This is a genomic window from Maribacter antarcticus DSM 21422 (genome assembly GCF_000621125.1).
Classification (GTDB): domain Bacteria; phylum Bacteroidota; class Bacteroidia; order Flavobacteriales; family Flavobacteriaceae; genus Maribacter; species Maribacter antarcticus.
On sequence record NZ_JHZC01000008.1, the window covers coordinates 52867 to 74882 of the forward strand.

Annotated in this window: 28 protein-coding genes and 1 pseudogene; 14 read left to right on the forward strand and 15 right to left on the reverse strand. The window is 37.9% G+C overall.

The window, feature by feature from the left end; all coding sequences use genetic code 11:
- The first annotated feature begins 215 nt into the window (after nucleotides 1-215).
- From Q360_RS0108695 to Q360_RS0108705, 3 genes are read left to right on the forward strand one after another with little or no spacing between them, the layout of a single operon-like run.
- Entirely contained in the window at nucleotides 216-1091 is an 876-nt protein-coding gene (locus Q360_RS0108695) for an aldo/keto reductase (protein WP_027076740.1), read from the forward strand.
- A gap of 9 nt (nucleotides 1092-1100) precedes the next feature.
- Complete coding sequence (locus Q360_RS0108700) at nucleotides 1101-1856, forward strand: SDR family NAD(P)-dependent oxidoreductase (protein WP_027076741.1); 756 nt, start codon at nucleotides 1101-1103, stop codon at nucleotides 1854-1856.
- Nucleotides 1853-2989 (forward strand): ATP-binding protein, encoded by a 1137-nt coding sequence (locus Q360_RS0108705; RefSeq protein WP_027076742.1) that lies wholly within the window; start codon nucleotides 1853-1855, stop codon nucleotides 2987-2989. Before Q360_RS0108700 ends, Q360_RS0108705 begins: the two co-directional genes overlap by 4 nt.
- On the opposite strand, the gene Q360_RS25740 is transcribed toward Q360_RS0108705, so the two are convergent.
- From Q360_RS25740 to Q360_RS0108720, 4 genes are all read right to left on the reverse strand, one after another.
- Nucleotides 2980-3132 (reverse strand): hypothetical protein, encoded by a 153-nt coding sequence (locus Q360_RS25740; protein WP_156950064.1) that lies wholly within the window; start codon nucleotides 3130-3132, stop codon nucleotides 2980-2982. The genes Q360_RS0108705 and Q360_RS25740 overlap by 10 nt on opposite strands.
- Nucleotides 3133-4107 carry an alpha-amylase family protein gene (locus Q360_RS24640; RefSeq protein WP_051554642.1) on the reverse strand — a complete coding sequence of 325 codons (975 nt, stop codon included), beginning with the start codon at nucleotides 4105-4107 and terminating at the stop codon, nucleotides 3133-3135.
- 36 nt (nucleotides 4108-4143) lie between these two features.
- On the reverse strand, nucleotides 4144-4710 hold the full coding sequence (locus tag Q360_RS24645) for an alpha-amylase family glycosyl hydrolase (protein WP_051554643.1): 567 nt from the start codon (nucleotides 4708-4710) through the stop codon (nucleotides 4144-4146).
- Nucleotides 4711-4890: 180 nt separating this feature from the next.
- Nucleotides 4891-5835, reverse strand: coding sequence for a carbohydrate kinase family protein (locus Q360_RS0108720; RefSeq protein ID WP_027076743.1), 945 nt, complete (start codon nucleotides 5833-5835; stop codon nucleotides 4891-4893).
- Between the two features lie 336 nt (nucleotides 5836-6171).
- Here Q360_RS0108720 and Q360_RS27120 point away from each other — a divergent pair.
- The 7 genes and pseudogenes from Q360_RS27120 to Q360_RS0108750 all read left to right on the forward strand — a co-directional run bounded on the left by Q360_RS27120 (nucleotide 6172) and on the right by Q360_RS0108750 (nucleotide 10051).
- A pseudogene (locus Q360_RS27120) lies at nucleotides 6172-6378 on the forward strand (SPFH domain-containing protein).
- 11 nt (nucleotides 6379-6389) lie between these two features.
- Nucleotides 6390-6719 carry an SPFH domain-containing protein gene (locus tag Q360_RS27125; protein WP_027076744.1) on the forward strand — a complete coding sequence of 110 codons (330 nt, stop codon included), beginning with the start codon at nucleotides 6390-6392 and terminating at the stop codon, nucleotides 6717-6719.
- A 33-nt stretch (nucleotides 6720-6752) separates the two neighbouring features.
- Complete coding sequence (locus Q360_RS27130; RefSeq protein ID WP_316931514.1) at nucleotides 6753-6974, forward strand: hypothetical protein; 222 nt, start codon at nucleotides 6753-6755, stop codon at nucleotides 6972-6974.
- On the forward strand, nucleotides 6917-7096 hold the full coding sequence (locus tag Q360_RS27135) for a DUF4339 domain-containing protein (RefSeq protein ID WP_316931506.1): 180 nt from the start codon (nucleotides 6917-6919) through the stop codon (nucleotides 7094-7096). The genes Q360_RS27130 and Q360_RS27135 overlap by 58 nt, the downstream gene beginning before the upstream one ends.
- An 828-nt stretch (nucleotides 7097-7924) precedes the next feature.
- Complete coding sequence (locus tag Q360_RS26600; protein WP_245603228.1) at nucleotides 7925-8167, forward strand: hypothetical protein; 243 nt, start codon at nucleotides 7925-7927, stop codon at nucleotides 8165-8167.
- 87 nt (nucleotides 8168-8254) lie between these two features.
- Nucleotides 8255-8989, forward strand: a complete 735-nt coding sequence (locus Q360_RS0108745) for a metallophosphoesterase family protein (protein WP_027076748.1) — start codon at nucleotides 8255-8257, stop codon at nucleotides 8987-8989.
- A gap of 63 nt (nucleotides 8990-9052) precedes the next feature.
- Complete coding sequence (locus Q360_RS0108750; protein WP_027076749.1) at nucleotides 9053-10051, forward strand: acyl-ACP desaturase; 999 nt, start codon at nucleotides 9053-9055, stop codon at nucleotides 10049-10051.
- A gap of 76 nt (nucleotides 10052-10127) precedes the next feature.
- On the opposite strand, the gene Q360_RS0108755 is transcribed toward Q360_RS0108750, so the two are convergent.
- The 9 genes from Q360_RS0108755 to Q360_RS0108795 all read right to left on the reverse strand — a co-directional run bounded on the left by Q360_RS0108755 (nucleotide 10128) and on the right by Q360_RS0108795 (nucleotide 17206).
- Nucleotides 10128-10682 (reverse strand): hypothetical protein, encoded by a 555-nt coding sequence (locus Q360_RS0108755; protein ID WP_027076750.1) that lies wholly within the window; start codon nucleotides 10680-10682, stop codon nucleotides 10128-10130.
- Nucleotides 10683-10712: 30 nt separating this feature from the next.
- Nucleotides 10713-11603 carry an OmpA family protein gene (locus Q360_RS0108760; protein ID WP_027076751.1) on the reverse strand — a complete coding sequence of 297 codons (891 nt, stop codon included), beginning with the start codon at nucleotides 11601-11603 and terminating at the stop codon, nucleotides 10713-10715.
- A gap of 576 nt (nucleotides 11604-12179) precedes the next feature.
- Nucleotides 12180-13733, reverse strand: a complete 1554-nt coding sequence (amaB, locus tag Q360_RS0108765) for an L-piperidine-6-carboxylate dehydrogenase (RefSeq protein WP_027076752.1) — start codon at nucleotides 13731-13733, stop codon at nucleotides 12180-12182.
- A 60-nt stretch (nucleotides 13734-13793) separates the two neighbouring features.
- Nucleotides 13794-14216, reverse strand: coding sequence for a nuclear transport factor 2 family protein (locus Q360_RS0108770; protein ID WP_027076753.1), 423 nt, complete (start codon nucleotides 14214-14216; stop codon nucleotides 13794-13796).
- Nucleotides 14217-14275: 59 nt separating this feature from the next.
- Nucleotides 14276-14572: a DUF1304 domain-containing protein gene (locus tag Q360_RS22860; protein WP_394331944.1), complete on the reverse strand. Its 297-nt coding sequence runs from the start codon at nucleotides 14570-14572 to the stop codon at nucleotides 14276-14278.
- Nucleotides 14573-15112, reverse strand: coding sequence for a 3-hydroxyanthranilate 3,4-dioxygenase (locus tag Q360_RS0108780; RefSeq protein ID WP_027076754.1), 540 nt, complete (start codon nucleotides 15110-15112; stop codon nucleotides 14573-14575).
- 99 nt (nucleotides 15113-15211) lie between these two features.
- On the reverse strand, nucleotides 15212-15580 hold the full coding sequence (locus tag Q360_RS22865) for a CAP domain-containing protein (protein WP_051554644.1): 369 nt from the start codon (nucleotides 15578-15580) through the stop codon (nucleotides 15212-15214).
- A 428-nt stretch (nucleotides 15581-16008) separates the two neighbouring features.
- Entirely contained in the window at nucleotides 16009-16482 is a 474-nt protein-coding gene (locus Q360_RS0108790; protein WP_245603229.1) for a CAP domain-containing protein, read from the reverse strand.
- A gap of 214 nt (nucleotides 16483-16696) precedes the next feature.
- Complete coding sequence (locus tag Q360_RS0108795) at nucleotides 16697-17206, reverse strand: CvpA family protein (RefSeq protein WP_027076756.1); 510 nt, start codon at nucleotides 17204-17206, stop codon at nucleotides 16697-16699.
- A gap of 82 nt (nucleotides 17207-17288) precedes the next feature.
- Here Q360_RS0108795 and Q360_RS0108800 point away from each other — a divergent pair, with 82 nt between their 5' ends.
- From Q360_RS0108800 to Q360_RS0108820, 4 genes are all read left to right on the forward strand, one after another.
- A complete protein-coding gene (locus tag Q360_RS0108800; RefSeq protein ID WP_027076757.1) occupies nucleotides 17289-17645 on the forward strand; it encodes a hypothetical protein in 357 nt (118 codons plus the stop codon).
- Between the two features lie 72 nt (nucleotides 17646-17717).
- Nucleotides 17718-17954 carry an antibiotic biosynthesis monooxygenase family protein gene (locus Q360_RS0108805; protein ID WP_156950065.1) on the forward strand — a complete coding sequence of 79 codons (237 nt, stop codon included), beginning with the start codon at nucleotides 17718-17720 and terminating at the stop codon, nucleotides 17952-17954.
- 308 nt (nucleotides 17955-18262) lie between these two features.
- The gene (gene glpK, locus Q360_RS0108815; RefSeq protein WP_027076759.1) at nucleotides 18263-19750 is read left to right on the forward strand and encodes a glycerol kinase GlpK; all 1488 of its coding nucleotides are present in this window, start codon (nucleotides 18263-18265) and stop codon (nucleotides 19748-19750) included.
- 67 nt (nucleotides 19751-19817) lie between these two features.
- Nucleotides 19818-21482, forward strand: a complete 1665-nt coding sequence (locus tag Q360_RS0108820) for a glycerol-3-phosphate dehydrogenase/oxidase (protein WP_027076760.1) — start codon at nucleotides 19818-19820, stop codon at nucleotides 21480-21482.
- Between the two features lie 179 nt (nucleotides 21483-21661).
- Here the strand turns inward: Q360_RS0108820 and Q360_RS25745 are convergent, their stop codons facing one another.
- Nucleotides 21662-21814: a hypothetical protein gene (locus Q360_RS25745; RefSeq protein ID WP_156950066.1), complete on the reverse strand. Its 153-nt coding sequence runs from the start codon at nucleotides 21812-21814 to the stop codon at nucleotides 21662-21664.
- Nucleotides 21815-21859: 45 nt separating this feature from the next.
- On the reverse strand, nucleotides 21860-21997 hold the full coding sequence (locus Q360_RS25750) for a hypothetical protein (protein ID WP_156950067.1): 138 nt from the start codon (nucleotides 21995-21997) through the stop codon (nucleotides 21860-21862).
- Nucleotides 21998-22016: the final 19 nt, after the last annotated feature.

Here is a 22016-nt window from a genome sequence, read left to right on the forward strand (position 1 = left end):
TAATTTAACAGTTACGCAAATTGAAAATTTATTCACTGAGTAGCTGTTAACGATTGGTTAAAAAAAAGGAAAAGCCCCTATTTTTATGAAGTATTTAAGGGATTCTTTTTAATTTCACTTGGCCATGAAAACCTACAAACAGCAATTAGGCGGACATTGACGATTTCAATCCGTTTAAATGAATAAGTATTAATTATAAAGTGAATCTCAAATAGATGACCAAAACCACCAATTATTCCAGAATAATCGCGGGAACTATGACTTGGGGTGACTGGGGGAAACAACTTTCGGAGCAGCGAATAGAGCAGTTGATACACCATTGTCTCGAGCAGTATATTAGCACTTTTGATCATGCGGATATCTATGGGGATTATACAAACGAGGAGCAGTTTGGAAAAGCATTTGCAACAAGCGATATTAACCGCGAGGATATACAACTGATAAGTAAATGTGGTATCCAATTCGATGTTAAAAGTAGAAGCAACAACATAAAACATTATGCTTATAGTAAGGATTATATTATTTGGTCTGCCGAGCGTTCTTTAAAAGCGTTGCGAACAGAATATTTAGATATGTTCTTGCTACACAGGCCCAGTCCGCTTATGCATCCTAGTGAAATTGCGGAGGCAATTGCCAAATTAAAAAAAGAAGGTAAGATAAGACAATTTGGGGTGTCCAATTTTAATCCCTCTCAAATTGCCCTAATCGAAACGGTTATGCCCATAGAGGGAAATCAACTGGAATTTTCCCTTACCTCCAATAATGTCATGGGTGATGGCTCCTTGGACGATTGTATAATTAATAAACGTTTGGCCATGTCTTGGAGTCCCTTGGGAAGTTATTTTAAGGAAGATTCCCTTAAGACCAAGCGCATTAAAAAAGTATTGAAAAGTCTTTGTAATAAGTACAATGCTACCGAAGACCAGTTGTTGTTGAGTTGGGTATTGAAGCATCCAGCTGAGGTCTGCCCAGTGGTGGGCACGGCAACACCAGACAGGTTAGCAATGGCAATGAAAGCATTAGAAATTGAAATGGAATTACAGGATTGGTTTCTGCTTTTGGAAGCCAGTAACGGATATGAAGTAGCATAAAAAAAAGATATGAACCAAACAGTATTTGTAACAGGCGCAACGAGTGGAATTGGAAAAGCAACGGCCGAGCTTTTCGCTAAACATAAGTATAACTTGGTGCTTTGCGGTAGGCGACAAGAACGATTAGATTTATTGAAACAGGAATTAGGTGCGCAGACTAACGTACACCTTCTAAATTTTGATGTGAGGGATAAGGTTGCTGTGCAAAGTGCAATAGATTCCTTGCCAGAAGCATTTGCAGATATTTCTATTCTTGTGAATAATGCAGGTAATGCGCACGGGATGGACACCATCCAAGAGGGTAGCCTCGAAGACTGGGACGCCATGCTGGATATTAACGTAAAAGGACTCTTGTATGTATCGAAAGCCATTTTGCCCAAGATGATTTCTAAAAAAGAAGGACATATTATCAATATAGGCTCTACGGCAGGCAAGGAGGTGTACCCGAAAGGTAATGTGTACTGCGCAAGTAAGCATGCGGTTGATGCTATAAACCAAGGAATGCGGATGGACCTGAATGAACATGGCATTCGGGTTGGAGCCGTAAATCCCGGTCTAGTGGAGACCGAGTTCAGTAACGTGCGTTTTAAGGGGGATGAAGCACGCGCCAAAAATGCGTACAAAGGCTATCAGGCATTGAAACCGGAAGATATTGCGGACATCATTCATTTTGTGGTTACTAGGCCATATCATGTAAATATCGCAGATCTTGTTGTGATGCCCACAGCTCAGGCTTCATCCACCCTCATCAATAAAAATTTATGATTAATAAACGCTTATTGGTTAAAAACTTACTCGCCCATAATGACGAGAATAGTTTCTATGACAAAAAGCGTTTTATTACCATTAATCATAAAGAAGGAAAGGCTAAGTTTCTCAAACATGTTTGCGCCTTGGCGAATAGTAACCCTAAGAATAATTCATTTATTGTGGTGGGGGTAGAGGATGAGGATAATAATATTGTCGGGGTTGATTTTTTTGACGACAGTAAAATTCAAAACTTGGTAAATGCCTATCTAGATAATCCGCCCTTAATTTCCTATGAGAACATTCCTTTTCCGCACTTGGAAGAAGGAAAGGTGGTAGGACTGGTCACCATAAAGTCCAATGGGAAGGTGTGCTCCTTGCGTAAGAATATATGGAAATACTACGGTGGATCTGTGTTCTTTAGAGAGGGTAGTATAAGTATGCCCAAGGCTTATGATGTTGAGCTAAGGGACCTAAATTCTCAGGCGGTAGCTACTATTCAGCAACATGCTCGTAACAATATAGAGTTAACCTTAGATGGGGTAATTGATTTTATCAATAACCGTCATAAAGACCTTGAAAGTGATTATAAGGTGTTCAAGGAGCAGTTTGTGGTGTGTTGGGCAGGTAAAAAGAGAGCTGTAAAAGGACAAACGTATTTTAGCCGAGTAGATATAGAATTAATTAACGAGCAGGTAAAACTATTCTATTCCAATTTGGATGAGGTTACCATAACGTATGACGAAAATTCTTTTACAACAATGGAGTTTGTAAGATTAGGACTTGGTGGGAAACAGCGGTATTATCCCTTAGAGCAATTAACGATAACCTTCAAAGAAAGCGGTACGTATCAAATACAAACAGAGCTCGTATTTGAGCCACCGCTTTATAACAAAAAAGTACTACACCATACTTACAATACAAATAATTGCATCCTTTCAAAAATTAAGAGTGGAATCAGTTTGAGCACATCTGAAAAGGAAGATTTAGCCTACTTGCCCGATACCTATTTGATTTGCTACTTAAACGGATTTGAAGAAGCACTGGAGCAAATGGAACTGGCCCGAAGTCTTGTTAAAGAAAATTTTAAAGAGGTGTACACCTCTTTAAAGGCCACATTACGAATTCTTAGAAAGGTAGATTATAATTGATTTATCCCAACCCATAAATGCTCATAAGCACCTAGTTCCAAATGATTATTTTTAAGGTTTAATTTCCTTCCGTTAATAAGGTCAATTAAGGAATATGCCAATAGAAAATAACCAAAAAACATCCAGAAATTGCGTATTCTCATCTAAATTTGATTCGACCCAAACTTTAGTTTCTCTATCGTTACGTTCAATAGGAAAATATGTTCATTTGGACTTGGATGTATTAGAGCAGTACGCGTATCGGCAAAAACGGATAGTTTTTTTCGAAGCTGTATCATCTTCTTGAGTCCTTTGAAAATTTGACTCCTATGATTTTCAATAGTCTTCCAATCTTGCATGGGTCTGTTTATCCAACGGCTATCATTTTTGTGGTCATCGTCCTTGGTAAATGAATAGTCGTTCAAGGTGCCGATTTCGTCTCCGGCATAAATCAATGGTATTCCTCCATAGCTAAGGATAATGCCGTGTAGTATTAGAATTTTGGATACCGCATGGTTAATTTTTGTTGTGTCTTTTTGTTCCAGTGCTTTTTCCAGACCTAATAAAGAGGCTGCACTTCCTGTAATTCTACCATCCCCGTTCTTTGGATTATACATGAACATTAGGCCCTTGGCAGGGGACCACTCCAAACCTCTGGAATAGTAGTCTAGCAAAAAACTTCGATGTTCGCTAGGGGACCATCCAATCGCTCTTATAAAATCATCATCATACCCTAGGACTATATCATCATGGCACCGTATATAGTTTACCCATATGCCATCTACTGGTTTAGGCGGGATTTCTTCTAAGCTTTTATGAAGTAAGGATGTTTTTTTGGTTGCAATAGAGTTCCAAAGCAAGGCCGTGAGCGATGCATTATAGGCAACTTCACATTCATTCCCCTTTAATGGAACTTCGCCAAAATATTTTATAATATTTCTTGGTGCAACAATCGCTTCGGCTAATAGAATTACTCCTGGAGCGATGACGTGTAAGCACATGCTAAACAAGGGTATAAGTTGGTGGGCTTCTGGTAAGTTTTGTGAGTCCGTCCCTATTTTTCCCCAAAGAAAGGCTAGTGCGTCAAAGCGAATGACATCTACACCCATATTTGCCAATCTTACCAAATTGGCAAGCATTTCTATAAATACCTCAGGATTGGTATAGTTTAAATCTTATTGGTAGGTATTGAAACAGGTCATTACCCATTTATCCATTGCCTTATCGTACGTAAAAGTATCTGGCGCGGACTTTGGAAAAATCTCGGGTATGGTTTTTTCAAATTCATCAGGAATCTGCCTATCAGGATAAGTGTAATAATAGTTTTGATATTTTACATCCCCGGTCTTGGCCTTTTTTGCCCATTCAAATTCGTCCGAAGTATGGTTTACGACAAAATTGAGCATGAGCACCATATTTTCTTTCCGTGCTTGCTTGGTGAAAGTAGAAAACTCTTTATTAGTACCATATTTAGAATCTATTTCATGGTAGCTGTTTACAGCATACCCGCCATTGTTTTCTCCGGAAGGTATTGTGGTAATAGGTATTAGATGAATGAAATTGACGCCTAACTCGTCAAAGTAAGGAAGTTTGTTATACAAGCCCTGTATGTTTTTATTAAACCGGTCTACATATAGTTGCATTCCTACTAACCGTTCACTTTGGTACCAATTTCCATCTTGTAAACGTCCTAGGTCTAATTTTTTCAGTTCTTTAGGTCTGTTAGAAAACAGTTCTTCCATACGGTTTAAAAGCTGATGAAAAAATAGCTCACTCTCCTCCTTTGGGTAAAGTGAGAAAAATAGAGAACTGATAAGAGACAAGTTGGTAGAGAGCCGTAATTGACACAAGTCTTTAGGGCTAATTACACTTTTTTTGAACCTTTGGAGGTCATTAAGCGATGCAAAGCGGTTTGATTCATATTAAGAAACTAATTGGTTTTGATAGGGTAATGCCTCTATGGCACCAAAATTAGTCGTGGTAACGGCACCTGCTTTGTTGGCCATAGCAACCATTTCTGTAAGGCGATTTTCTTCCTTTAAAATAGTTTCCCAATTAGATTGGGCTGCAATCTGTTGCAGAAGACATCCGATAAAGGCATCTCCTGCTCCTGTAGTATCTACTGGTGTTACAGCAATACTAGGGATGGTTTTTCTGTAGTTTTTTGTACTAAGCAAGGTTCCTTCACCGCCAAGGGTAACCACTATCGTTTCTGCCCCAATCTCGTGTAGTACGTCACAAGCTTCTTTCAAATCGGTCTTCCCAGATAACAATTGGGCTTCCTCCAAGCTAAATTTACATAGATGTGATTTTTGGATAAAGGACATACATTTTTTAATGAACTTCTTTTCTTTGTTTTTCCAGAGATCCTCACGATAATTTGGGTCAAAACTAATGAATGAATTTTGTGTAAGTGCGTCAAAGAAATAGCGTCCGTAAGCGTCTTCCAAGTTTCCTCCCAACAGGGCTGTTGCGGCTCCAAAATGAACCATATTACCATTAAATTCCTTTTTTAATGAGGAATCGTATTTCAACTCCCTGTCGGCACCCCGACTAAAAACAAAGTCTCGCTCTCCAGCTGCATCTATGGATACAAAGGCTAGGGTCGTGAAGGTTTCGGATTGTTGTGCCTGTGAGATATCTACGTTTACATTGTCTAATATATTCAAAAGAAATGCACCAAAAGGGTCGTCTCCAACACAGCCTATAAAAACACTTTTACCAGCTAGTTTACTGATGGCACAAGCTACGTTTGCTGGTGCACCACCGGCTTTTTTAGTAAATTCTTTGGCTTTAGATAAGTCATTCCCTTGATTTTCTGCAACAAAATCTATCAGCAATTCGCCGATACAAAATACCTTTTTCATGTAGCTAATATTTACAAGACAATACACTTTCTTATACAAAGTAAACAGAAAAAACAGCTTGTTCTATTTTTTGTTGCTAATTATTCGTTTTTCGAGGTCTCACTTGTTGTGAAAATGACATAAGCGGTCATTACCAATAACCTAAATATCTATACCCTTGTTGGATGTTTAGGATTTCCAACCTTTTAAGCACATCAAGCGATTAACATATTTGATGAGATTATGAAGAAACTAAGTCACGAGTTTATAGATGTTAACGAATGGTTAGACATTAGCAATGACACTATTATCACCCGTTTTGAGCGTTATTAGAATGAAATAAAGAGCAATGCCCAGTTGATTGTTGGTGAAGGTCAAACTGCAGTATGTATCAACGAAAGCCAATTCGTTGATGTTTTTACTGAAGTCGTGTATACCTGAAACACTCAGAATATTGCTATGCTAAACACACTAAAGGGTTGGAGATATGGATTTATTAGTCCGTTTAAATCGGAGGTCTATTTTGTAAATACCTGTTTATCTGCCGATGAAAATAGGGCATAAAGAATCTGTTTATGTTAAGTGATGACTGCTTGGGATTAGTAGAAATCCGTGCTTTTGGAGCCTATAGTTTCAGAATAACTGATTTAGGAAAATTCGTTGTTCATACGGACGGAAATTTTATGAATTATGAGGTAAACGAGCAGTTAAAAAGTTTGATTGTTACTCGTTTTACGGATACCATGGGCGAGGTAAATTTTGCAATAGAATTATATGCTGCTAATACCACCGAGCTCTCCGAAACTTGTCAAACTGTTATGCAACCAGAGTTTGGTCGCGTAGGAATAGAATTAGAGAAATTTTATATAGAGAATGTTTCCATGCCAGAGGAGCTTAAAAAATAAATCTCTGAGTATCGCTGTTTGGATCAATTGGATATGACCAAATTGGCACAGTTTAAATCTGCAAAGGCACTGGAATTGGCCGCTACAAATTTGGTCGGCACGGCTGGTGCCGGAATGGGTTTTGTTTTGGCACAACAAAATGGAAGCCTTAATGCGCCAACCCCTCAGGTCAGCTTTTTGAAGGGCAACCACAACCCTTGCAGCATGCTTCGCCCCCGCCTGTTCCGCTTCAGGTTAGTTGTTTTTATGCCGTAAACGGACAGCAGAGCGGCACGGTTTCTTTTGATAAACTAAAAGAGTTTTTTACTAATCGGACCATTAAAAGGGATTCTTTGGTTTGGAAGAAGGGTATGACGAATTGGACCACGTTAAAATAAGTGGACGAACTAAAACCCTCCTTGGGTAGGAATACACTGTCGCCGTTAGTAACAGCCTAGTAATCGCATATCATGAAAAAGTAACTGTGTAGGCCTTTGCTGTAGCATACCGACCATGGAAAAAAATCCAAGAAACAGAATATAAAAAAACATGTGCCAGCTGCGGTGCGAAACTGAAATTTAAATCAGGTTCTCATTAGCTCAATTGGGAAGGATTTATAGCACCTTCCAAAAGTAGTTTTGAGGATTTGGAGCTTGCCCATTACCTAAAAATAGTGGGAGAAAACGCCTATACGGAAACCATCGAACTTTTACATTGTAAGAGCTGTGGCCCCAACCAGCATGTAGAGGAGAATTATAAATCACTGTACTGTGTGTATTACAGCGAACCTCTTATCCTTGAGGATGTTGAGTAAGAGGGTTGGATATTACTAGGTGTCCTGGTTCCGTTTCAATTGGATGCTAAACAGGATAGGGGTATTTTTAAAGTTGAGGTAAGCCGTCTATGGTTTGCTCCGAAAAATTTAAAAAGGTCGGCTTTCGACCCTGAAGGACTGCATGGACTTTTGACACTAACCTTTTCGCTTCTTACCAAGGGTAATGAGTCGACTATTATTATGAAACCCAAACCTACAATAGTTACAAAGGAAAGCGAATACGACAGGTGCACAAAGCACATGGTTTTATGCAGCCGGCAATATAGATGGTATTATAGAGCATATTCTTATCAATGTCTCCCAGAAAAAAAGAAGAGATATTCCAGTAGGTGTTGCTTTTTGCAATTTAAAGGAATTGGTAGGTTTCAATTCTAAGTATCTATCAGGTTTTGTGACTAAAAAGTATACCGTATCGCTCAAAGAAGGCCATCATAAGTCTTGCCAAAAGACCAAGAACAGGGCTTATATTTGGTTGCGAAGGAATATTGAAGGAGATACACAAGGTATTTCCAATGCAGAGATTAAATTTTCCGAAGAAACCTTAAAGCAAATTTCACTTTCTATGTACATCTGTTCGTATCGATACAATGGAAAAGAATACAATTTTATAGCAACGGCCAAACAGGGGTTTTAAGAGGAACTCTTCTTATTATTTTCGAAAAATGTTCTTTTTAGTTCTTTTTATCCTTGTGGTCATAAGAGTAATAGCGATTTTTGCAGAATGACAGACAAAAGAACCTTGGTAATCGGGGATATTCACTCCGGACTAAAAGCTTTACAGCAGGTCTTGGAAAAAGCTGAAGTATCTACAGAGGATACCTTAATTTTTTTAGGGGATTACATAGACGGCTGGAGCCAAGCTGTAGAAACGGTAGACTTTCTGTTAGCATTAGACCAAAAGTACCATTGTGTTTTTCTTAGGGGAAACCATGATGCGCTTTGTTATGAATGGTTGGTTGGGGCATCTGATAATCCAATGTGGTTTAAGCATGGAGGCGAGGCTACGGTGAATTCGTACAAACAAATAGTCAAAGGAACGAAGGACAAACACATCGAATTTTATAAAACGCTAAGAAATTATTATCTTGATGATAGGAACAGGCTTTTTTTACATGCGGGGTTTACAAATTTAAAAGGGGTGAATTATGAATATTCTGAGGTGACGTTTTACTGGGATCGTACCCTTTGGGAATTGGTGCTTTCCTTAAACCCGAGTTTACAACTGGGAGATGTGCTCTATCCTAAACGATTGTCACATTACAAAGAAATTTATATAGGGCACACACCTGTTACACGATTAGGAAAGACGACACCGCAGAACGCAGCAAACGTGTGGAATATAGATACCGGAGCAGCGTTTAAAGGACCGCTGACCATACTGGATGTAGATTCTAAAATATATTGGCAAAGCCGTCCTGTTCACACTTTTTATCCAACGGAACAGGGTAGAAATTGAAAATTGAGATAGTTTTAATCGTAATTTGGTTAATAATAACGAACTTTGATGAAAAAGGGAGATATGTCAGAAAAAAACATAAGATTAGATGTAATGCAGGCCATAGAGCCAGAAGTGGAAGGTTTTATGGATAATTTTCTAATTAAACCAGAAAATATTTGGCAGCCAACTGATTTTTTACCGGACCCACAAAGTGATGGCTTTTTAGATCACGTAGAGCAACTGCGCGAAGAATCCAAAGAATTGGGTTATGATTTTTGGGTTACCATGGTAGCTGATACCATAACGGAAGAAGCCTTGCCAACCTATGAGTCTTGGTTAATGGATGTAGTAGGTATTGATCAGCATGGTGAGAATAAAACCAATGGATGGGCCAAATGGGTACGCGCTTGGACCGCAGAAGAGAATCGCCATGGCGATGTGCTCAATAAATACCTTTATTTATCTGGCAGGGTAAACATGAGGGAGATAGAAGTTACCACCCAACATTTAATTTCCGATGGTTTTGATATTGGAACCGACAGGGATCCGTATAAAAATTTTGTTTATACTTCGTTCCAAGAATTGGCTACTAATATTTCGCACAAACGTGTGGGTCAAATGGCGAAGAAAAAAGGAAATGTCCTATTAGGTAAAATGTGTACCATTATAGCAGGAGATGAAATGCGTCACCATTTGGCATACAGGGAATTTGTAAAAACCATATTAAACCATGATCCTAACGGTATGATGTTAGCCTTTGCGGATATGATGAAACAAAAGATTGTGATGCCAGCTCATTTTTTAAGAGAGTCTGGAGGAACTATTGGAGCCGCTTTTGAGAATTTCTCTAACTGCGCACAACGCTTGGGGGTTTATACGGCACACGATTATATAGAGATTTTAAGTAAACTAAATAGTTTCTGGGAAATTGATGCTGTTAGAGGTCTTAACGATGACGCGCAGAAGGCAAGAGATTATTTGATGAAACTTCCAGAACGGTTGGAGCGTATTGCTACAAGAATGAAGTTTCCCGAAGATCAATACCATTTTAAATGGGTAGAGGCAAACGGTAGATTATAAGAGAAAAAAGGATATACATACAAAAGCCCCGATTACATATGGAATTGGGGCTTTTGTATTTAGGTTGGTTATTATGCTACAACTTTCCGTGATTGTGCTCGTCTTGCCATTTCAACAATTGCTTCCATTTTCCTTCGTAAGCCATTTTGCATTGCATTGGCCAAGAGGCCGGATCGTGCACTTGGTATCGTTTTCCGCCGCCGTCAAGTACTTTTTGGCAGTTGGCAACGGTTGCTTTGGAAAGTGATTTCCATGTTTTAATACCTGCATCTTTTAGCATGCCTTCTATCTTTGGACCAATACCTTCAACAACCTTTAGGTCGTCTTGTTTTATTGTCTTGCCTAATACTGCTTTTGCTACGGCAGCATCAAAAGGAAAGGATGCTATTGCTTCCCCGGCAGCAAAAGACGCTGCAGAAGCTCCAAGATTTGCACTAGTACTTACTTTTTTATCACAGGCATCCAAATCGGTTTGTAGCCGCAAATTTATATCCTCTAGAAGTTTTAATTCGGTAGAATTGTCAATGGTTGTGTCACCTCCACGCCCTAGCAAATAACCAAGAATTCCACATATTGCTCCTACTAAGAGGGGAATTATCCAACACCAGATAGTCATATTTTCAAAATCCATTTTTATCTTCCTTTAAGTATTAGTGTTTATTTAGTTTAATGTAACTACGGTTCTTCCTTCTTCCGAGGTGTTACTTTCTACTGGGTCTATTTGTCCTTTGGAAGAGGTGTTGATTTTAGCGTCTGGAATTCCATTTCTCATGAAATATGCTTTGCCAAAGTTAGCTTTGTTCAAACCAATTTTTGTATTGGTGGCTGCTATGACCATATTGTCAATTTGCCCTACAATATTTACAGTAGTACCTTCTACTTTATCCAGATATCTTGAGATGTCTGTAACTTTTTGGCGTTGTTCAGTTAATAGGTTTATAGAAGCATTCGCTGAATCAAAATAAAGCACAAGTGGATTTACCTTAAAATTTTCGCATAGTGCTTTAAGTTCTTGACCTACTGTTTCTGATTTCCCTGAAATGTTGTATGCTATGGGGCCAAGGTAAATTTCCTCATCCGGCACCATATCGTCCATGAGTTTGCCCATGGTGTTCATACTTGCTGATGAAATACCATTGGAGACCAAATGATTTTTAACCGCGTTGGCACATGCCAATCCTAGATTGGGGAATGCGGAGTCATTTGTTTCATCGCTTTTATAGTAGCCCGTGATGTTCATCACTTTACCAGTATTTTCTGATAAAAAGCTTTTAAGGCTTCTAATGCCAGTCTCTGTACTTGTATCTAAAGGTATCAATATAGCATATGACGATGCATTAATGTAATAGTTATTATTTTCGTTAGACGCATAGTTACCATCACTAAAGGCAAAGAGGTAAGAGGTTGGCTCTGGTGTTGCATGGACTACCGCTTTTTTTGGAGGCTCCTCGATTTCGCTAGCTCCACATTCGCTGCAACAGGTAGTGTAGAAATACATACCCACCAAAATGGCAAGGAACATCAGTAATAGATACCTAGTTGTTCTTGTCATTGTTAATATAGGTTTGGTGTTTGATTACAATGTATTAAAAAAATCTTAATACTATTCAGATTATACTCGTTAATTGCTAGTAATCAGGATAGAGCGAATTTCCCAGCTATACATAATTTATTTCCATTGATACAACCATAGGTCTGAATTGTATAAAGTTAAATATTGGGAAAGGATATTCTGATTAACTTTATACAACAAATGAAATGTCTTACCGCTCCCGACAATGATGCGGCACTGAGGTAGGATTAATTCATATATTTGAGTTAGTTGGTTTACTAAAAAGCCCTATTGCATTTTCGCAATAGGGCTTAATGTTTAGTAGTCGTTTTTCCATTTACATAAAAAAATGTCCAAGTGTACAGGAATCAGATGCGCCAACGTAGAGTTCTATTATTTTGAGGACACTAGGATAAATGCAAATGAAAAGCTTAGAAAATACCTTGTTGCCTCCCTAACTTTAATCTGTATGATTCTAATATTAGGTACATAAGCTTTATCAAAGGGTAGTTGGACTTCTGAAGATAGAGATCAAACTACCCTTTAATATATAGTATTTACTAAAGGCATATTTACTTATAAATCGAATTTAATCCCTTGCGCTAAAGGCAATTCATCAGAGTAATTAACGGTATTTGTTTGTCTTCTCATATATACTTTCCAAGCGTCAGAACCAGACTCACGTCCGCCACCAGTTTCTTTTTCGCCTCCAAAAGCACCACCAATTTCAGCACCAGAAGTTCCGATGTTAACATTAGCAATGCCACAATCCGAACCAGCATAAGACAAAAATTTCTCAGCTTCTTTTAGTTCGTTAGTCATAATTGCAGAAGATAAACCTTGAGCTACACCGTTTTGTTCTGTGATAGCATTTTCTACATCACCAGAATATTTTATGATGTATAAAATTGGAGCAAACGTTTCGTGTTGTACGATTTCAAAATGATTTTCTGCTTCAATAATTGCTGGTTTAACATAGCAACCACTTTCGTAGCCTTCACCTTCTAAAACACCACCTTCAACCAAAACATTTCCACCTTCAGCTTTTGCTTTTTCAATAGCTGCTAAATACGTTTGAACAGAGTCCTTATCAATTAAAGGTCCAATATGATTTTTTTCATCCAAAGGATTCCCAATAGTTAATTGCCCATAAGCACCAACAATAGCATCTCTTACTTTATCATAAACAGATTCGTGTATAATTAACCGACGTGTTGATGTGCAACGTTGCCCACAGGTTCCAACAGCGCCAAATACAGCACCAGGAACAACAACCTTTAAATCAGCCGTTGGTGTAATAATAATGGCGTTGTTTCCACCTAATTCTAATAAAGATTTACCAAAACGCTCGGCAACTGTTTTTCCAACAATGCGGCCCATACGTGTAGAACCTGTTGCAGAAACTAAAGCAACTCTAGTATCTGTTGTCATCATTTCACCAACGTTATAATCGCCATTTATGATACAAGAAAGACCTTCTGGTAAATTATTTTCTTTTATAATTTCTGCAATAATATTTTGACAAGCGACAGTACATAAAGGTGCTTTTTCAGACCCTTTCCACACGCAAACATCGCCACAAATCCAAGCTAAAGCAGTATTCCAAGCCCAAACAGCAACTGGAAAATTAAAAGCAGAAATAATACCAACAACACCTATAGGATGCCATTGCTCTCTCATAACGTGAAATGGACGTTCCGATGGAATCACTTTACCGTTTAATTGTCTTGACAATCCAACAGCAAAATCACAGATATCAATCATTTCTTGCACTTCGCCATAACCTTCTTGCAAAGATTTACCCATTTCATAAGAAACTAATTTCCCTAAAGGTTCTTTTAAATCTCTTAGTTTGTTTCCAAACTGGCGCACAATTTCGCCACGTTGTGGTGCTGGCATATCTCTCCAAGATAAAAATGCGGTTGTTGCCGCATCCATAACTTTGTCGTAATCTGCACGTGTCGTTGATTTTACTTTTCCTATTAGCTGACCATCAACTGGCGAATAACTTTCAATTAACTCTCCGTTAGCAAAATTATTTAAACCTGTTGAAGTTCCTTCATTAATATCTTTAATTCCTAATGCTTTTAACGCATTATTAATTCCGAATCCCGTAGCTATTTCTGACATTTTATAACTTTTTAAATATGTATTGTTAGATTCTTACAAAGTTACGAATAATACTTTTGATTAGGATTCTTTTCGAAGAACGGTAACCTTTACTATTTTTTCGCTTTCAACTTCGTAAATGAGGACTAATTCTATCGCTTCATCGCTACCGTTTCTACCAGTAATATACTCATGGTCTATAATTTTATTTCCAAAAACGGTACGGGTTAGAACAGTCGATTTTAGGTTGGGAGAAGCTTCAAAGAGGGCATTATAGAATGCCCTACACGCTGCTTTACCTTGCATGGTTATGGAGCCATTAGAAAAATTATGAAATGTAACATCGGTATCTATGACTGACATAAAAGCTTCTATATTTCTGTCATTATAGCTTTCCATTGATTTTTGAACTACCTGCTCTGATGTCATTTCTTGTGCGGTTATGGTGTGAATTGGATAATAGATAATGAGTAAAAATAGCATTTTGAACAGGGCTGCTTTCATGACAGAACAATTAGAAAAATCGCAATTATTGCTGGAAGTGCTTGAATGTAGAATATTTTTTACTTACCGTCAATCCTCCATCTATTACTGCAACTGCTACACAACCTAAAAAGAAAAGCGAAATATTCGTAATCCATTCCACGTTTTCTATAAAACGTCCATAAGAGTCCTGTGGCTAAAAAGGCATTGTATAAGCCTTGATTAGCAGCCATTGATTTTGTTTGTGAAAAGAGGTCTTTTGGAAATTTTCTAAATATTTTAGGCCCTCTGCTGGTCCATGCGAACATTTCGAACCACAAGAAATATAAATGTAGTGTCGAAATAAATGCAATTATTATTTTAATCGTGATTCCCATTTATTCCTCCTTTATAAAACGTTCATCGGTCGGCATAACCGTATCACAATTATCGCAAGTCCTTAAAGCTGTTGAGGCATAGAAATGCTTAAAATGGCCTAAGAAATCTTTTTCTATATCGTTTAAACTAAAATAGGCTTCGTATAGTTTATGATTACAGTTATCACAGAACCACAGTAAGCCATCATCCACGTTCATTTGTGATCGTTTACGCTCTATCACCAAACCTATTGAGTTTTCGTGCCTAACGGGGGAATGTGGGATTTTGGCAGGGTGAAGGTACATATCTCCAGCACCTAGTTTCATCGTCTTTTTTTTTCCGTTTTCTTGAATATGAACTTCAATTTCCCCTTCTAGTTGATAAAATAGTTCCTCAGTTTCATTATAATGGTAGTCTTTACGAGCATTAGGACCTGCAACGACCATAACAATATAGTCTCCTGCATCTTTATAGAGATTTCTATTCCCTACCGGGGGTTTTAAGGTATCTCGGTTTTCTACTATCCATTTGTTCAAGTTAAATGGTGGACTAATAGGCATAGTGTTAATTTTAATTAAAGAATAGACGCTAGTGTACTTAAAAGCAAGGTATAAAAAAAAGCCTTAGGATTTCCTAAGCCTTTTCAAGTATTATAAATACTAGTTCTGTTTAAAAAATTGCTTTGTAAAATAGAGGTCAACTTCTTCGTTCTCTTTAACACTAATTACTGAATGTGTGTAGTCTCCTTCAATATTAGGTCTATGTCCATCACTTTCCAACCAAGCCTCAAAAGACTCTACTGCAGTATCGTAAACTTTGGCAACGTTCCCTGCAACAAAAGTGGCACCAGTATTCATAGAAATTTGTTCTGCGCGGTTTGCAAAATTATCATAGCTTTTATTTCCTTGTGAAATCATGTGCTTGGAATGCTTCTTGTCAAAATTGTAAGATGCGTCCATAAAATAAAGTGCATTCAAATTTAAACTTACACGGCAATTGTTTATTATTTTTAATAATTCAGACTCCATGTCATAGTGTTAAGCAGTAGAAACGAGAAAGACTTCCTTCTCAAGTTCTACAACTTGTTCAAAATTTAATGGTGTTAATTAATGTCTGCTACAGGAATGTATAAAAACAGATAGTACTACTAAATATATTAATTTGTGCTTCATTCTTTCTGGGGTTTGTCAAATTAAGCTGAAGCAAATGTAGTGGTAGGCAAACCGAAATACATTACAATATCTTTATGAGTATTGTAATTCTCGGACTGGTATGGTAATGTTCTGTAGTAGCTTATCGACTAACTACATTCAATTTTCATCGGAAAAATAATATGTTTTAAACGCTAAATGGCCATCAGCCACAGAAAAAATGCATGAGACGGTTGTTATAAAAAAGGATTGTCGATACGGCGTCAATTAATAAACATAAAAGTGTTAATTTATAGGGAAATTCGTCATTCTTTATAAAAGAGTTGTGTGTAGTAGAAGTTACCATCCTCATCTTCTTTTACACTTACGGCAGTATGTGTAAAATCACCTTCCATCGTTTTTTTATGATTAGTGCTTTCGTACCAACCTATAAACGCATCTTGGGCGGTGCTATAATCTTTAGCTACATTTTCTGCTACCATTTGCACTTCTACTTTCGATGCTATACTAGAGGCGCGCGAACTAAAGTTATCATGGCTAAGACTCCCTTTGTTTATCATGTAATCAGTATGCGTATTTGCGTATTCGTATGCAATAGCACTAAATATTAAAGTGTTTGTCTCTAATGCAGACCTATGGGAATTTACAATATCCAATACCTCTTGTTCCAAACCTACTACGTTTGTTGCCGTTATGTTGGGTGTATCATCGGTTGGTTCTGTTGAGCAGGAACCAAAAATGAATACAAACAAAACAAAGACAGCGTGTTGCGATCTCATTTTCATATAATGTTTTATTTGTAAGCAGGTTGCTCAACGCAGGGAAGTAGGTCTATAAGAAATGGGTACTGATGTTCTCATGTCGATAGGGGATATCAACACTGTAATATTACTTAAATTTAATGTTGACGCGGTAAAAATCATTTTTTTTTCGATGAACGGACACTAAATGTAGAAAATCTACTTTTAATCCTTTTTTTGTGCAGTTTAACGACTACCTATTTTCTGCGGGTTTTAGTAGGTCTTCTCGCAGAATATTATCGAAGACAAGTTCGCCAATGTCTTTAACTGGATGATAAAGCATAGACGTATTTTTTACTTCATCTGAAAGCAAGCGAACACTATTGTTGACGCGGTCAAAGAAAATCAGAACCGCTCCTAGGATTACCGCAACTTTCAAAGTGCCGAATACGGCTCCCGCTAGTTTGTTCAAAAGCCCTAACATGGCAATATTTGCAACCTTAGTAAGTAATTTTCCAGCAAAATGTACAGTAATTACGATGCCGATAAAAGTTATGATAAAAGCAGCGATATTAACATAACGTTCTTCCCAATTCATTTGTTGGCCAAGGAAGTCTCCGGCTATGTAAGAAAAATGTATGGCTCCATAAATACCCGTAATTAGCGCAACAATGGAGGCTAATTCTATAAGAAGCCCATTATTAAATCCTTTCCATAATCCCAAAAGGAGTAAAATTCCTAAAATTATATCCAATATGACCATTTGAAAACAGTTTGGAACAAATATAGAACATTGATTAGTACCTTTACTTTCGTATAAATAATTGTAGTTTTAATAGTATAAAATGGCAAGGGACACAGAGTTAAAAGATAGATGGGAGATTTTGGTAGTTAAGCTATCCGAACAATTTGCAGACGGGGACCCGTTGGAATTGGATGCTATTATATATTTGGTAGGAGTCCAAGAATTGGGGCAGTACCATAAAAAATATAAAAAAGATGATAAGTTAGACTTGATGCATATTGCTATCTGTAGGTTATTGGAACCCTATGGCTATTACGTGTTCGATTATTTTGATGAAGATGGCTGGCCGCACTATACGATAAAAGAAGAGTTGCCCCCGCTTAAATCAGGGGAGCAATCCGTTTTGATGAAGCAGGCTATTGTAGATTACTTTTTAGAACGGGAATTTATCAGTTAAAATATGAAATAGCCCTATTACTCGGTAATTTTTACGTCTACTAATGTGCCAAGATCTCAAGAATACGCAGAGATGGCAAAAATAATGGAGGATTTGGCTCAGGAACAACCTGGTTTTTTAGGTTTGGAAAGTACAAGAGCAGAAATAGGTATTACGGTATGCTATTGGGAAAGCTTGGAATCCATGGCTAAATGGAAGGAACATACCCAGCACATAACGGCACAAACAAAAGGCAGGGAAGATTGGCGCCACCAATATAGCGTTCGCATATGCAAAGTAGAGCGCGAGTATCATTTTTTTAAAGAGTAACACTTTTGCTGTACTATTGTTTGTATAAAGTTTATAGTGTTTTTCTAGTAATACCAGCCAGAGGTTAAAGCGATGTAAGGCGCAGCTATTCCGGTTTTAATTATACCCAAAATTGTTTCTTGTTTTTTACTGACCATATTAGGCCTCGCGTCCAACAGCTATAAGTGCTAAATCGTACTAATTCATCGGTTTACTTCTATAATACTCAGGTTGGAACCCTTTTTAACCACTCGTTATTGTTTGTGTAACATTTCTCTTTTGAATTCGGTTTTATTAAAGGTATATTTAAGTTCTTATCCTTAACGATTATGTCAAAAAAATATATTGTTTCTTTAGACCAAGGTACTACTAGTTCTCGAGCACTCCTGGTAGATGAAAAAGGAGAAATCACAGGAATGGTTCAAAAGGAGTTTCAGCAGATTTTTCCAAAACCTGGTTGGGTAGAACACGATGCAAATGAGATTTTATCTTCTCAATTAGGAGTTTTAAGGCAGTTGCTTGCGGAGCAGAATGTGAATCTATCGGAGATTAAGGCTATTGGAATAACCAATCAGCGAGAGACTGTTGTAGTATGGGACAAACATACCGGCGAACCGGTCTACAATGCAATCGTCTGGCAAGACAAACGTACGGCAGACATTTGTGAGCATTTAAAAAGAGAGGGGCTTACCGAACATGTTAGAAAAACGACTGGCTTAGTTATAGACTCCTACTTTTCCGCAACCAAGGTTAAATGGATATTGGATAATGTATCCGGCACAAAGGCGAAGGCTAAAAACGGCGATTTATTAATGGGTACTATAGATACCTGGCTAGTATGGAACATGACTAAGAGAGAAAAGCATGTAACGGATTATACTAATGCTTCTCGTACCATGATTTACGATATAGTCGATTTAAAATGGGACAAACGCATGTTAACAGAACTTGAAATTCCAGAACAGATGTTGCCTATTGTAAAACCTTCCGCACACCATTTTGGAGATTATGAGATTGATGGCGTTAAAATACCAATTACAGGTATTGCAGGCGATCAACAGGCAGCCCTATTTGGACAAGGTTGTTTTAATAAGGGGATGGCAAAGAATACTTATGGTACTGGCTGTTTTATGCTTATGAATACTGGAGAGGAACCACAATTTTCTAAAAACGGACTTTTAACGACCATTGCCTACGGATTAGATGGAAAAGTGCATTATGCACTTGAAGGAAGTGTGTTTATTGCTGGTGCAGCAATACAGTGGCTCAGGGACGGACTTGAAATTATAAAAGACGCAAAGGAAACGGGGGCTTTGGCCGATTCCGTTTACGGTGAAAGTTCTGTTTATGTTGTTCCGGCTTTCGCGGGCCTTGGTGCTCCGCATTGGGACATGTATGCCCGTGGGGCGATTTTTGGCCTTACACGTGATACAGGAAAGGCACATTTGGCAAAGGCAACCTTGGAATCTTTGGCTTACCAAACAAAGGATATTTTAAAAGCTATGGAAGATGACTCGGGATTGCCCCTACAAAATCTTAGAGTAGATGGTGGTGCCTGTGCAAACAATCATTTAATGCAGTTTCAGGCAGATATCTTGGATACCGAAGTGCACCGACCGGAAGTTATTGAATCTACCGCAATGGGTGCCGCATTTTTAGCAGGTATTCAAATAGGACTCTGGAAACAAGAGGATATTGACCAAAATAGACCTATGAATAAAATTTTCAAACCTACTTTTGATCGAGTAAAAAGAAAACGCTTGTATAAAAAATGGAAGAAAGCCGTAGAGCGCACCAAAGGCTGGGAAGAAAGCTGATTTAAAAAAAATTAGGAGCTAAGGAAAGGTAGGTGAAAACCTGCCTCAAATACGAAGATAAAAAGCTATGAAGAATATTGAATTTTCAAATCTAAAAAGAATAGAAACTATTGAAAAACTCTCCAAAGAACAGTTTGACCTTGTAGTTATAGGAGGTGGAATTACTGGAGGAGGCATCGCTTTAGACGCAGCATCAAGAGGTCTTAAAGTCGCACTGGTAGAGAAGAACGATTTTGCTTCTGGCACTAGTAGTAAATCTACCAAATTGATACATGGAGGACTCCGCTATTTAAAACAGTTCGATTTTTGGTTGGTAAAGGAAGTAGGTTCGGAACGTGCCATTGTTCATAAACTGGCTCCGCATTTAGTGCTTCCGGAAAAAATGCTTCTTCCTTTGATAGAAAACGGTTCTTATGGGAAGTGGCTTACCTCCGTAGGATTAAAAGTGTATGATATTTTAGCACAAGTTACCGGTGAGGACAAGCGTAAAATGCTAGAGAAAAAGGAAGCTTTAAAACTAGAACCACTATTGCCTAAAAAGATTTTAAAAGGTGCGGGCTATTATGCGGAATATAGGACAGACGATGCAAGGCTTACTATAGAAAACATTAAAACTAGCCTACAATTTGGGGTGACGGCAATGAATTATGCTTCGGTTACTGATTTTATATATACCGATGAAAAAATAGCAGGAGTTATTGTAAAAGATGAAGTTTTAGGAGAAAATTTTAATATCAATTGTAAATATGTGGTTAGCGCTGCCGGACCTTGGGTAGATGAACTACGCAGTATGAACAATTCCAAAAAAGGAAAGCGATTACACCTTACAAAAGGAGTACATTTGGTATTCCCATATGAGAAACTTCCGGTAAAGCAATCCGTTTATTTTGATGTTCCAGACGGGAGGATGATGTTTGCCATTCCCCGTGGTAAAGTAACCTATGTGGGAACAACAGACACCAACTATAACGATGACAAAGACAAGGTGCAAACCGACTTAGCAGACGCTATTTATCTTCTGTCCGCAGTAAACAATATGTTTCCGAAAATTAATTTGGAAATGGAAGATATCGTTTCTTCTTGGGCAGGCTTGCGACCCTTGATTCATGAAGAGGGTAAATCCGTCTCCGAATTATCTCGAAAGGATGAAATATTTACCTCAGATACCGGACTCATTAGTATCGCTGGCGGTAAGCTTACAGGCTATCGTAAAATGGCAGAACGTGTGGTGGACCGCATTGCTAAAGGCATGGAGGAAGAATTTGAAACTAAAGTGAAACCATGCACAACCCAAGATATTCCGCTTTGTGGAAACGAGTTCAAAAAATATAAGCACGTTAAAAAATATATAGCTGCCGTATATGAGCGTATAAAAACAAACGGTTTTACAGAACATGACGCTTGGTTCTTAGTTACGAATTATGGCAAGCAGACCGATACGATTCTAGAGCTATATCAAAACAGAAAAGAAACAGATAACCCTACCAAGCTAATTCTGGCTGAACTACAGTTTGGAATTGCATATGAAATGGTGCAGGACCCAATGGATTTCTTTATCAGAAGAACGGGTAGGTTATATTTTGACATTGATAGCGTAAGAACCTATATGGAACCTATTTTAAATGAATTTAAAACGATTTTTGAAACAGACGATGCTCAAATTTTGAAATGGAAAGAAACCTTACATAAAGTACTGAGGGAGCATTCTGATTTTTCTATGGAACGGGTTTGAGATAAGGCAGTATCAATTCCATTCTATGGGATGTGTTTCTAATGCACAATCCATATGGGGTCTTTCTAATGGATTATCAAGAAAATAACTAGTGGTGTTAAAAAAAAACAGGGATTAGAAATGCCGTGGCTATCATTAGCAAAAATGCGATGATAGCCATTTTTTAAATGCTTTAAAGTTTATTTTGCATAGTGCACGGGAGTAACCGAATCAAGATTTCCTGACGCCAAAAGAGTCGAAATTTCTGAGATTACGGCTTGGTTTTCAATATCGCTTGCTCTAAAGGGATGCCATTCGGAAAGTAGTTCGACTCCTGTCCCTAGAACAGCCAAGTTAAAACCAGTTTTAGAGTTTCTTAGCGTTTTTTTTAAGTTATCCTAACTAATAAAAGGCAGTTCCTCGCAGGCTGTTACCGAATAGTTCATAGGCACATTGACTAATCCATAGATAAATTCTACCCGTCTTAAGGCATCGATAATGGATGCACTGGCTCTATTTTCTAGTGCTTCTATCATTAGTGGAATATTTGCAATG

Excerpts from the sequence above, each read along its gene's own strand:
- Q360_RS25740 (WP_156950064.1), bottom strand. The coding sequence starts at position 3,132 with ATGAGAATACGCAATTTCTGGATGTTTTTTGGTTATTTTCTATTGGCA.
- Q360_RS27130 (WP_316931514.1), top strand. The coding sequence starts at position 6,753 with ATGACCAAATTGGCACAGTTTAAATCTGCAAAGGCACTGGAATTGGCC.
- Q360_RS22860 (WP_394331944.1), bottom strand. The coding sequence starts at position 14,572 with ATGGGAATCACGATTAAAATAATAATTGCATTTATTTCGACACTACAT.
- Q360_RS0108820 (WP_027076760.1), top strand. The coding sequence starts at position 19,818 with ATGAAGAATATTGAATTTTCAAATCTAAAAAGAATAGAAACTATTGAA.
- Q360_RS0108755 (WP_027076750.1), bottom strand. The coding sequence starts at position 10,682 with ATGGATTTTGAAAATATGACTATCTGGTGTTGGATAATTCCCCTCTTA.
- Q360_RS25750 (WP_156950067.1), bottom strand. The coding sequence starts at position 21,997 with ATGATAGAAGCACTAGAAAATAGAGCCAGTGCATCCATTATCGATGCC.
- Q360_RS0108780 (WP_027076754.1), bottom strand. The coding sequence starts at position 15,112 with ATGCCTATTAGTCCACCATTTAACTTGAACAAATGGATAGTAGAAAAC.
- Q360_RS24645 (WP_051554643.1), bottom strand. The coding sequence starts at position 4,710 with ATGGAAGAACTGTTTTCTAACAGACCTAAAGAACTGAAAAAATTAGAC.
- Q360_RS0108800 (WP_027076757.1), top strand. The coding sequence starts at position 17,289 with ATGGCAAGGGACACAGAGTTAAAAGATAGATGGGAGATTTTGGTAGTT.
- Q360_RS0108790 (WP_245603229.1), bottom strand. The coding sequence starts at position 16,482 with ATGAGATCGCAACACGCTGTCTTTGTTTTGTTTGTATTCATTTTTGGT.
- Q360_RS0108705 (WP_027076742.1), top strand. The coding sequence starts at position 1,853 with ATGATTAATAAACGCTTATTGGTTAAAAACTTACTCGCCCATAATGAC.
- Q360_RS0108750 (WP_027076749.1), top strand. The coding sequence starts at position 9,053 with ATGTCAGAAAAAAACATAAGATTAGATGTAATGCAGGCCATAGAGCCA.
- Q360_RS0108760 (WP_027076751.1), bottom strand. The coding sequence starts at position 11,603 with ATGACAAGAACAACTAGGTATCTATTACTGATGTTCCTTGCCATTTTG.
- Q360_RS0108745 (WP_027076748.1), top strand. The coding sequence starts at position 8,255 with ATGACAGACAAAAGAACCTTGGTAATCGGGGATATTCACTCCGGACTA.
- Q360_RS27125 (WP_027076744.1), top strand. The coding sequence starts at position 6,390 with ATGTTAAGTGATGACTGCTTGGGATTAGTAGAAATCCGTGCTTTTGGA.
- Q360_RS24640 (WP_051554642.1), bottom strand. The coding sequence starts at position 4,107 with ATGCTTGCCAATTTGGTAAGATTGGCAAATATGGGTGTAGATGTCATT.
- Q360_RS0108695 (WP_027076740.1), top strand. The coding sequence starts at position 216 with ATGACCAAAACCACCAATTATTCCAGAATAATCGCGGGAACTATGACT.
- Q360_RS0108700 (WP_027076741.1), top strand. The coding sequence starts at position 1,101 with ATGAACCAAACAGTATTTGTAACAGGCGCAACGAGTGGAATTGGAAAA.
- Q360_RS0108770 (WP_027076753.1), bottom strand. The coding sequence starts at position 14,216 with ATGAAAGCAGCCCTGTTCAAAATGCTATTTTTACTCATTATCTATTAT.
- glpK (WP_027076759.1), top strand. The coding sequence starts at position 18,263 with ATGTCAAAAAAATATATTGTTTCTTTAGACCAAGGTACTACTAGTTCT.
- Q360_RS0108795 (WP_027076756.1), bottom strand. The coding sequence starts at position 17,206 with ATGGTCATATTGGATATAATTTTAGGAATTTTACTCCTTTTGGGATTA.
- Q360_RS22865 (WP_051554644.1), bottom strand. The coding sequence starts at position 15,580 with ATGGAGTCTGAATTATTAAAAATAATAAACAATTGCCGTGTAAGTTTA.
- Q360_RS0108805 (WP_156950065.1), top strand. The coding sequence starts at position 17,718 with ATGGCAAAAATAATGGAGGATTTGGCTCAGGAACAACCTGGTTTTTTA.
- Q360_RS0108720 (WP_027076743.1), bottom strand. The coding sequence starts at position 5,835 with ATGAAAAAGGTATTTTGTATCGGCGAATTGCTGATAGATTTTGTTGCA.
- amaB (WP_027076752.1), bottom strand. The coding sequence starts at position 13,733 with ATGTCAGAAATAGCTACGGGATTCGGAATTAATAATGCGTTAAAAGCA.